The 9,572-nt window shown below is 32.2% G+C and carries 6 protein-coding genes; all 6 read right to left on the bottom strand.

All coding sequences use genetic code 11. From position 1 onward, the window contains the following. Nucleotides 1–19: 19 nt before the first annotated feature. A complete protein-coding gene (locus A9G11_RS05665; protein WP_141674351.1) occupies nt 20–934 on the bottom strand; it encodes a hypothetical protein in 915 nt (304 codons plus the stop codon). Nucleotides 935–1,024: 90 nt separating this feature from the next. Then, complete coding sequence (locus A9G11_RS05660; RefSeq protein WP_065618534.1) at nt 1,025–1,915, bottom strand: hypothetical protein; 891 nt, start codon at nt 1,913–1,915, stop codon at nt 1,025–1,027. A gap of 58 nt (nt 1,916–1,973) precedes the next feature. Continuing rightward, nucleotides 1,974–3,872 carry a hypothetical protein gene (locus tag A9G11_RS05655; RefSeq protein ID WP_065618533.1) on the bottom strand — a complete coding sequence of 633 codons (1,899 nt, stop codon included), beginning with the start codon at nt 3,870–3,872 and terminating at the stop codon, nt 1,974–1,976. Nucleotides 3,873–4,007: 135 nt separating this feature from the next. Then, complete coding sequence (locus A9G11_RS05650) at nt 4,008–5,897, bottom strand: hypothetical protein (protein ID WP_065618532.1); 1,890 nt, start codon at nt 5,895–5,897, stop codon at nt 4,008–4,010. A gap of 160 nt (nt 5,898–6,057) precedes the next feature. Further along, nucleotides 6,058–7,971, bottom strand: a complete 1,914-nt coding sequence (locus A9G11_RS05645) for a hypothetical protein (protein ID WP_065618531.1) — start codon at nt 7,969–7,971, stop codon at nt 6,058–6,060. A gap of 161 nt (nt 7,972–8,132) precedes the next feature. Continuing rightward, the coding region (locus A9G11_RS14365; protein WP_176701237.1) for a hypothetical protein at nt 8,133–9,572 on the bottom strand (1,440 nt) is incomplete at its 5' end.

Raw genomic sequence — 9,572 nt, 5'->3', positions numbered from 1 at the left:
GCCAATCTTTAGTTACCGTTTACTTCTCTGGCTCTAAACTATCAATTGCTTTGTATTTTTTACTGGTATCAATTTGCAGCGTTTTATAACGCTCATCTTCTTCAAAATCCGCTAGCACAATGTGTCGATTCCCTTCATAAGTCACTTCTGTTATATTGCCATTTTTATCAAGATGTACATTTTTATTTTCGCCAACATTAGGAATATAAATAATATTAGTTTTTTCCCCTTGTTGGTTAAACAGGCTTCTTTCGGAAAAGTATTCACTACCTCTAGGGTAATATTTTTCTATATAAACCACTTTGTTATGCTCATCTTTAGTTGTACATAATAAATGGTCTCCATTTTTATCAAACTCGACAACTAAAGACTCTAATACCGTTTTTCTATCTATACTATATCTTGTATTTTTAAAAAAAAGGACTTCTTCACTGTGTGGCCAGTATTCATATTCATGTTTAAAATAGGCCTTTAAAGTTTTTTTCTCAATGGAAATAATTTTCCCCATCTCCCTGATGACTTTAATATAATTGGGTAAGGTAATAGCTTCTTCTATGGTGATAGGTTGTAGTTGTAAATTATCATCCAGAATAAAAAAGTGATCACCGTTTTCAAGGTTTTTTAAGCTAGCTTGTTGCTGTTCATTGAGTAAAATATACTTAGGTTTACGGCGATAAATCCAACGCTCTTTAATTTGATAATTATCACCAACGACAGCAATGTTCAAGTCAGTATTATATGGAGCATGAACGCGATGAGGGGCATTTTCAGCTTGCTCAAGAGTGATTGGGGGGAATAAAGGATAATGATGCCGTGGTTTAAATGGACCTACAATAATGCGCGTAGACTCATAGAATGGTACATTGGGTTTGATCCCCATAGCACGAATTTCCAATCTTTTTGCAAAATCTAAAGGATTGATTGAGCCAGTCATAATTACTCCTAGTAAATATATAAAAAAAATTATTATCGCTAATGTGGTTGTCGGCTTTTTGATCATCTATCCCACCTTCTTCAATATTCTCTATTTAAGTATTGCGGCTAATTTTGAAGCATTATTGAGTACTTGATTCATTTTATTATAAACTACTGTTGCTTCTTCTTTTTCTTTCTCTGAGATTTTTATTTCAGTCCCGCCTCCTTGGTAGTCAGGGGTGTATACAGTCTCTGATTTATATTTCAACGCTGAATCAAAAAATTTTAGAAAATGTAAATCTTTTAGAATATATCGATCAGCAATATTGGTTTCATATAATAAATAAAATAAAAATGTATGACAGTTATATTCACTGTATCTTTCAAATTGATATGACCATTTTTTAGCTTTTCCGTTTTTGTTAGAAATATGACTTTCGGCAAAGTTTCTTATCTCTTTAATAATATCTTCCTCTGTTCTAGAATCATCAGCGAAAAGATAAGGGTGATTAACTTCACCTTTTTCACTATCTGGTAGTGTATACCGTTTATTATGATGTGGATCAAAAGGGTATAAAGAATAAATTTTATCTTCTTCTGTTATTACGGCTCTACCGGCTTCAGTTGGCATTTCAGTTTTTGAAGCGATATCTAAATTACGAAAGTAAGGACTATCACTATTTAAACACCCTTCAGTTGTGAACATTTTAGAAAAAGTGGCAGGCTCTACAGGATACCAGCCATAACTTTCTATAAATTCTTCACTTCCATCCATTTTGGTTAAATCATTTATAATTTCAACCCAGTAATGCCCAGCTGGGCTATTTGTTTCATAACGCCCACCAAGTATAACTGTCGGTAGTCGACAAATTCGAATCCGAGTTAATTCTTTCAGCCCTGTTCGGACTATTTGTTTGCGTAACTTATCTTCATATTCACCAACAGTCCTTCCCGCTACATCGACCCAACCTGCTGGTAGTTGTAATGTTTCAAACCCCATTCATCTACCTCATTAATATTTTTTATTTTACTGTATAACTTTAGTTGTCCTTTACTGATTATTTCGTTTCAGCCGTAGAACTGAGTTGCCTTAGATAATATTTAAAAATCAGAACATCAAACTGATCAGGAAATAAAGGTAGTTCTCTATCATAAAATTGTTGATTGTCAATTTCACTATCCTCGAATAAATCCGTGGTATGAGTAACTTGACCTTTTTCATTAAGATATTCGTTTTTTATAACGTTTCTATTATTTTGTACCGAAAGGGTAATATGATTAGTTTTCACCCCTTTATTATTAAATCGTTCATAGATTGCGAGTCCTTCACCTTTGTTAAAATATTTGAATGTTCGGATAATAATGCCGTCAGCATTTTTGATGACTTGGTAAGTTGGCACTGAGTCACCATTTTCATATTGGGTTTCGATAAGTATATGTTGCAACATAGGGCTTTGAAGTATATTTAATTGGCTGGCAATTAACGTATTGTCACTATATTCAAATTGATATGCCATTTTTGTAATACGTGTTTTTTGTACAATGGAGATAATTTTCCCCATCTCTTTTTCTACACGAATATAGCTTGGCAATGCAACTGCTTGCTCTACATTGTCTAATGGTTGTAATTGCCCGTTATCCGCCATAGTAAAAAAGTAGATATCGTTTTCTAATGGTTTAAATTGCTCTAAAGGTAGGGAGAGGGGGGTTTGTTGCCATTTTTCTTTGATAAGGGTTTTATATTGGTAGTTATCACCCACTTCAAATTTGATTAAATCACTGTATTTCTCTTTGGGTTGTTGATTTTCCGCCTCAATTAAGCTTAATGGTGACTGATGAGGGAAGTTTTTATAGCGATTATTAAAAAAATTAGGATATGGCAGTTTATTATAATAAGTTTGATTTGGCTTAATGCCCAAAAATTTAGCCCGGTTTATGGCTTCGCTATCCCACTGAGTGGTATTGATATCAAAGGTATGTTTAAATAATGAATCGGTTACAGTAATATCGCTTTTTTCTACATCCATAATTAAGGTATTGTAAGGATGAGTTTCTTCCAAACTCTGACCTGAATCAAATATTTCATCTGGTTTGTTATTTGTCGTTTCGATTACTTCCCCTCGTTGATTTAATCGCTGATTTTCAATCCAAGGGTAAGCTTTTTTAGATTTATCATAATAGATAACATGATTGGTTTTAATGCCCTGATTATCAAAATACTCTTCTATGCTCTTAATACCATCTTTTTCAAGATAGCTAGCTTGTATGGTTTGCCCGGTCAATATATTTTTACTGTAACTTTTTATCCTTTTTTCATTCTCATCATAAAAAGATTCAGAAACATAGATAATTTGATGATCATTGTTATACATTTCCAATATAGCATGTTTTAAATTCTGGTTTGACCAATAATCGTAAACAAAGTGAACTATCAAGGCTAATGGTCTTTTTTGGATACTGATGACTACGCCATTTTTCTTTTCAACCCGTAAATAGCAGGGTAACTCAAATATATCTTCAAATTTCTCTTTTTTTTGTAACTGATTATTTTCATCGAAAATGTAAAAATGAACCCCATTATCAAGGGCTTGAAACTGGTCAGTAGGGTATAATATTTCAATGATATTTCTATCACGTTCCAATACATCTTGGTATTGATAATAGTTATTGAGTTTGACCTGAGCAATATTTTGTCTTGCCATGTAGGACATACTTGTAGCTGTTTCTAAAGCATTATTAGCTGTTAAAAATAGTTTTTCCTTGGGAACACTCTCTTCTTTACTATAGACATTACTAAAATCATACTGAAAATAGGTTTTATTGGGTTCAATAGCTTGGGCTTTTAATTGGTTAATAATAGCCGTTTGGTTATCCATTACTGTCTGTGCGTAAGCAGATTGAATAGCCAAAAAGCAAAAGACCATAGCCAGTCTAACTATTTTTAATCTATTTTCCATATTTTAACTATCCTAAATAGGGCGTTTGCGCCGAATATTTGTGATTATCTACCATAACCGAACAATGACATCTTACTTAACTTCTCCTTTTTGACTATATTGTTGCTTTTCATCGATTATTTGTTTTTCAGTCGGTTAATCATGGTATAAGTAAAAATCAAAAAGTCCATATTCAAAGTCATCAGGAGAGAAAGGTAGTTCTCTATCATAAAATTGTCGATTTTCAATTTCACTATCCTTGAATAAATCTGTGGTATGGGTAACTTGACCTTTTTCATCAAGGTATTCGTTTTTTATAACGTTTCTATTATTTTGTACCGACAATGTAATATGATTAGTTTTTACCCCTTTATTATTAAATCGTTCATAGATTGTGTTAACTTCACCTTCTTTCACTTCATCTCTTTTAATAAGTTTAAATGTGCGGATAATAATGCCATTACCATTTTTGATAGTTTGATAACGTGGATAATAATTGCCATTTTCATATTGGCTTTCGATAAGCATGTCCTGAAAAACAGGGCTTTGCAGCACATTTAATTTACTGGCAGTTAACGTATTGCTATTATATTCAAATTGATATGCTACTTTTATAATACGTGTTTTTTGCACAATGGAGATAATTTTCCCCATCTCTTTTTCTACACGAATATAGCTAGGCAATGCAACTGCTTGCTCTACATTGTCTAATGGTTGTAATTTTCCGTTATCCGCCATTGTAAAAAAGTAGATATTGTTTTCTAATGGTTTAAATTGTTTTAAAGGCAAGGTGATTGGGGATTGTTGCCATTTTTCTTTGATAAGGGTTTTATATTGGTAGTTATCACCCACTTCAAATTTGATTAAATCACTGTATTTCTCTTTGGGTTGCTGATTTTCGGCCTCAATTAAGCTTAATGGTGCTTGATGAGGAAAATTTTTATAGCGATCTTTAAAAAAATAAGGATATGGTAGTTTATTATAATAAGTTTGATTTGGCTTAATGCCCAAAAATTTAGCCCGGTTTATGGCTTCGCTATCCCACTGAGTGGTATTGATATCCAGAGTATGTCTAAATAGTTCTCGAGTTAAAATACCTTCACTTTTTTCAACATCCATTGCTAAGGTATTGTAAGGATAAGTCTCGTCAAGAGCCTTTTGAAAATCAAAAAGATAATTAGGTTTTTGATTTGTCGTTTCGATGACTCCCCCTCGCTGATTTAATCGCTGATTTTTAATGTGTGGGTCAGGCATAGTATTATCGTAATAGATAACATGATTGGTTTTAATGCCCTGATTATCAAAATACTCTTCTATTCGCTCAATGCCATCTTTTTCAAGATAGCTAGATTGCAAGGTTTGCCCGGTCAATATATTTTTACTGTAATTTTTTATCCTTTTTTCATTCTCATCATAAAAAGCTTCAGAAAAATAGATAATATGATGATCATTGTTATACATTTCCAATACAGCATGTTTTAGATTCTGGTTTGGCCAATAATCGTAAACAAAGTGAGCAATGGCCGTTAACGGTCTTTTTTGGATACTAATGACTACGCCATTTTTCTTTTCAACTCGTAAATAGCAGGGTAGCTCATATACATCTTCAAATTTCTCTTTTTTTTGTAACTGATTATTTTCATCGAAAATATAAAAATGAACCCCATCATCAAGGTTTTGAAACGCATCAGTTGGGTATAATATTTCGATGCTATTTCTATCACGTTCCAATACATCTTGATATTGATAATGATTATTGAGTTTGATCTGGGCAATATTTTGTATTTCCTTAAAAATCTTGCTTGGATCTGTTTCTAAAGCATTATTAGCTGTTAAAAATAGTTTTTCCTTTGGAACACTATCTTCTTTACTATAGAAATTACTAAAATCATGCTGAAAATAGTTTTTATTGGGTTCAATAGCTTGAGCTTTTAATTGGTTAATAATAGCCGTTTGATCATCCATTACTGTCTGTGCGTAAGCAGATTGAATAACCAAAAAGCAAAAGACGATAGCCAGCCTACCTATTTTTAATCTATTTTCCATATTTTAACTATCCTAATAGGGCGTTTGCGCCGAATATTTGCGATTATCTAGCATAACCGTACAATGACACCTTACTTAACTTCTTCTCTTTCATTGTGTTACTTTAGTTATTGTTTATAGATTACTGATTAATATATTATTTTATTTTTCCATTTAATGATTACTTACTTTCCTCACTTGGTTGGTGATGTTCTAAGTAAAAATCAAAAAGTCCATATTCAAAGTCATCAGGAAATAAAGGTAGTTCTCTATCATAAAATTGTCGATTGTTAATTTCACTATCCTCGAATAAATCTGTGGTATGGGTAACTTGACCTTTTTCATCAAGGTATTCGTTTTTTATAACATCTCTATTATTTTGTACCGACAATGTAATATGATTAGTTTTCACCCCTTTATTATTAAATCGTTCATAGATTACGTTAACTTCACCTTCTTTCACTTCACCTATTTTAATAAATTTAAATGTGCGGATAATAATGCCGTCAGCATTTTTGATGACTTGATAAGTTGGCATAGAGTTACCATTTTCATATTGGCTTTCGATAAGCATGTCCTGAAAAACAGGGCTTTGCAGCACATTTAATTGGCTGGCAGTTAACGTATTGTCATTATATTCAAATTGATATGCTACTTTTATGATGCGTGTTTTTTGTATAATGGAGATAATTTTCCCCATCTCTTTTTCCACACGAATATAGCTAGGCAATGCAACTGCTTGCTCTACATTGTCTAATGGTTGTAATTGCCCGTTATCCGCCATTGTAAAAAAGTAGATATCGTTTTCTAATGGTTTAAATTGCTCTAAAGGCAAGGTGATTGGGGATTGTTGCCATTTTTCTTTGATAAGGGTTTTATATTGGTAGTTATCACCCACTTCAAATTTGATTAAATCACTGTATTCCTCTTTGGGTTGTTGATTTTCCGCCTCAATTAAGCTTAATGGTGACTGATGAGGGAAGTTTTTATAGCGATTATTAAAAAAATTAGGATATGGCAGTTTATTATAATAAGTTTGATTTGGCTTAATGCCCAAAAATTTAGCCCGGTTTATGGCTTCGCTATCCCACGGTGTGGTATTGATATCAAAGGTATGTTTAAATAATGAATCGGTTACAGTAATATCGCTTTTTTCTACATCCATAATTAAGGTATTGTAAGGATGCGTTTCTTCCAAACTCTGACCTGTATCAAAAATATCATCAGGATTTTGATTTGTCGTTTCGATAACTTCCCCTTGCTGATTTAATCGCTGATTTTTAATCCAAGGGTAAGGTTTTTTAGATTTATCATAATAGATAACATGATTGGTTTTAATGCCCTTGTTATCAAAATACTCTTCTATTCGCTCAATGCCATCTTTTTCAATATCAGTGTGTTGCATGGATTGCCCGGTCAATATATTTTTTTCATTACTTTTTATCCTTTTTCCATTTTCATCATAAAAAGCTTCAGAAAAATAGATAATATGATGATCATTATTATACATTTCCAATACAGCATGTTTTAAATTCTGGTTTGACCAATAATCGTAAACAAAGTGAGCAATGGCCGTTAACGGTTTTTTTTGGATACTGATGACTACGCCATTTTTCTTTTCAACCCGTAAATAGCAGGGTAGCTTAAATATATCTTCAAATTTCTCTTTTTTTTGTAACTGATTATTTTCATCGAAAATATAAAAATGAACCCCATCATCAAGAGCTTGAAACTGGTCAGTAGGGTATAATATTTCAATGATATTTCTATCACGTTCAAATACATCTTGGTATTGATAATGGTTATTGAGTTTTACCTGAGCAATATTTTGTCTTGCCGTAGTGAGCATACTAGGATCTGTTTCTAAAGCATTACTAATTGCTAAAAATAGTTTTTCTTGTGGGAAACTATATTCTTTATTTAGAAAATCACTAAAATCATGCTGAAAATAGTTTTTATTGGGTTCAATAGCTTGAGCTTTTAATTGGTTAATAATAGCCGTTTGATTATTCATTACTGTCTGTGCGTAAGCAGATTGAATAACCAAAAAGCAAAAGACGATAGCCAGCCTACCTATTTTTAATCTATTTTCCATATTTTAACTATCCTAAATAGGGCGTTTGCGCCGAATATTTGCGATTATCTAGCATAACCGAACAATGACACCTTACTTAACTTCTTCTCTTTCATTGTGTCACTTTAGTTATTGTTTATAGATTACTGATTAATATATTATTTTATTTTCCCATTTAATGATTACTTACTTTCCTCACTTGGTTGGTGATGTTCTAAGTAAAAATCAAAAAGTCCATATTCAAACGCATCAGGAAATAAAGGTGCTTTGCTATCATAAAATTGTTGATTGTCAATTTCATTATCCTCGAATAAATCTGTGGTATGGGTAACTTGACCTTTTTCATCAAGGTATTCGTTTTTTATAACGTTTCTATTATTTTGTACCGACAATGTAATATGATTAGTTTTTACCCCTTTATTATTAAATCGTTCATAGATTACGAGTCTTTTACCTTCTATAATAAATTTAAATGTTCGGATAATAATGCCGTCAGCATTTTTGATGACTTGATAAGTTGGCATAAAGTCACCATTTTCATATTGGCTTTCGATAAGCATGCCCTGAAAAACAGGGCTTTGCAGCACATTTAATTGGCTGGCAGTTAACGTATTGTCATTATATTCAAATTGATATGCTACTTTTATGATGCGTGTTTTTTGTATAATGGAGATAATTTTCCCCATCTCTTTTTCCACACGAATATAGCTAGGCAATGCAACTGCTTGCTCTACATTGTCTAATGGTTGTAATTGCCCGTTATCCGCCATTGTAAAAAAGTAGATATCGTTTTCTAATGGTTTAAATTGCTCTAAAGGCAAGGTGATTGGCGATTGTTGCCATTTTTCTTTAATAAGAGTTTTATATTGGTAGTTATCACCCACTTCAAATTTGATTAAATCACTGTATTTCTCTTTAGTTTGCTGATTTTCCGCGTCGATTAGAGTTAATGGTGCTTGATGAGGGAAGTTTTTATAGCGATTATAAAAAAAATAAGGATATGGCAGTTTATTATAATAAGTTTGATTTGGCTTAATGCCCAAAAATTTAGCCCGGTTTATGGCTTCGCTATCCCACTGAGTGGTATTGATATCAAAAGTATGTCTAAATAGCTTACCAGTTAAGACACCAGAAGTTTTTTCAATATCCATAATTAAGGTATTGTAAGGATGAGCTTCTTCCAAACTCTGACTTGTCTCAAATATTTCATCAGGCTTGTTATTTGTCGTTTCGATTACTTCCCCTCGCTGATTTAATCGCTGATTTTCAATCCAAGGGTAAGCTTTTTTAGATTTATCATAATAGATAACATGATTGGTTTTAATACCCTGATTATCAAAATACTCTTCTATACTCTCAATACCATCTTTTTCAAGATAGCTAGCTTGCATGGTTTGCCCAGTCGATATGTTTTTTTCATTACTTTTTATACTTTTCCCGTTTTCATCGTAAAAAATTTCATAAAAGAATATTAATTGTTGATTATTATTATACATTTCCAATACTGTATGTTTTAAATTCTGGTTTGACCAATAATCATAAACAAAGTGGGCAATGGATACTAACGGTCTTTTTTGGATACTGATGACTACGCCATTTTTCTTTTCGACCCGTAAATAGCA

It is taken from the genome of Gilliamella sp. wkB108, assembly GCF_001690195.1.
Taxonomy (GTDB): Bacteria; Pseudomonadota; Gammaproteobacteria; order Enterobacterales; family Orbaceae; genus Gilliamella; species Gilliamella apicola_L.
The sequence above is the reverse complement of the archived record's forward strand: the minus strand, read 5'-3'. Positions and strand labels throughout refer to the sequence as shown.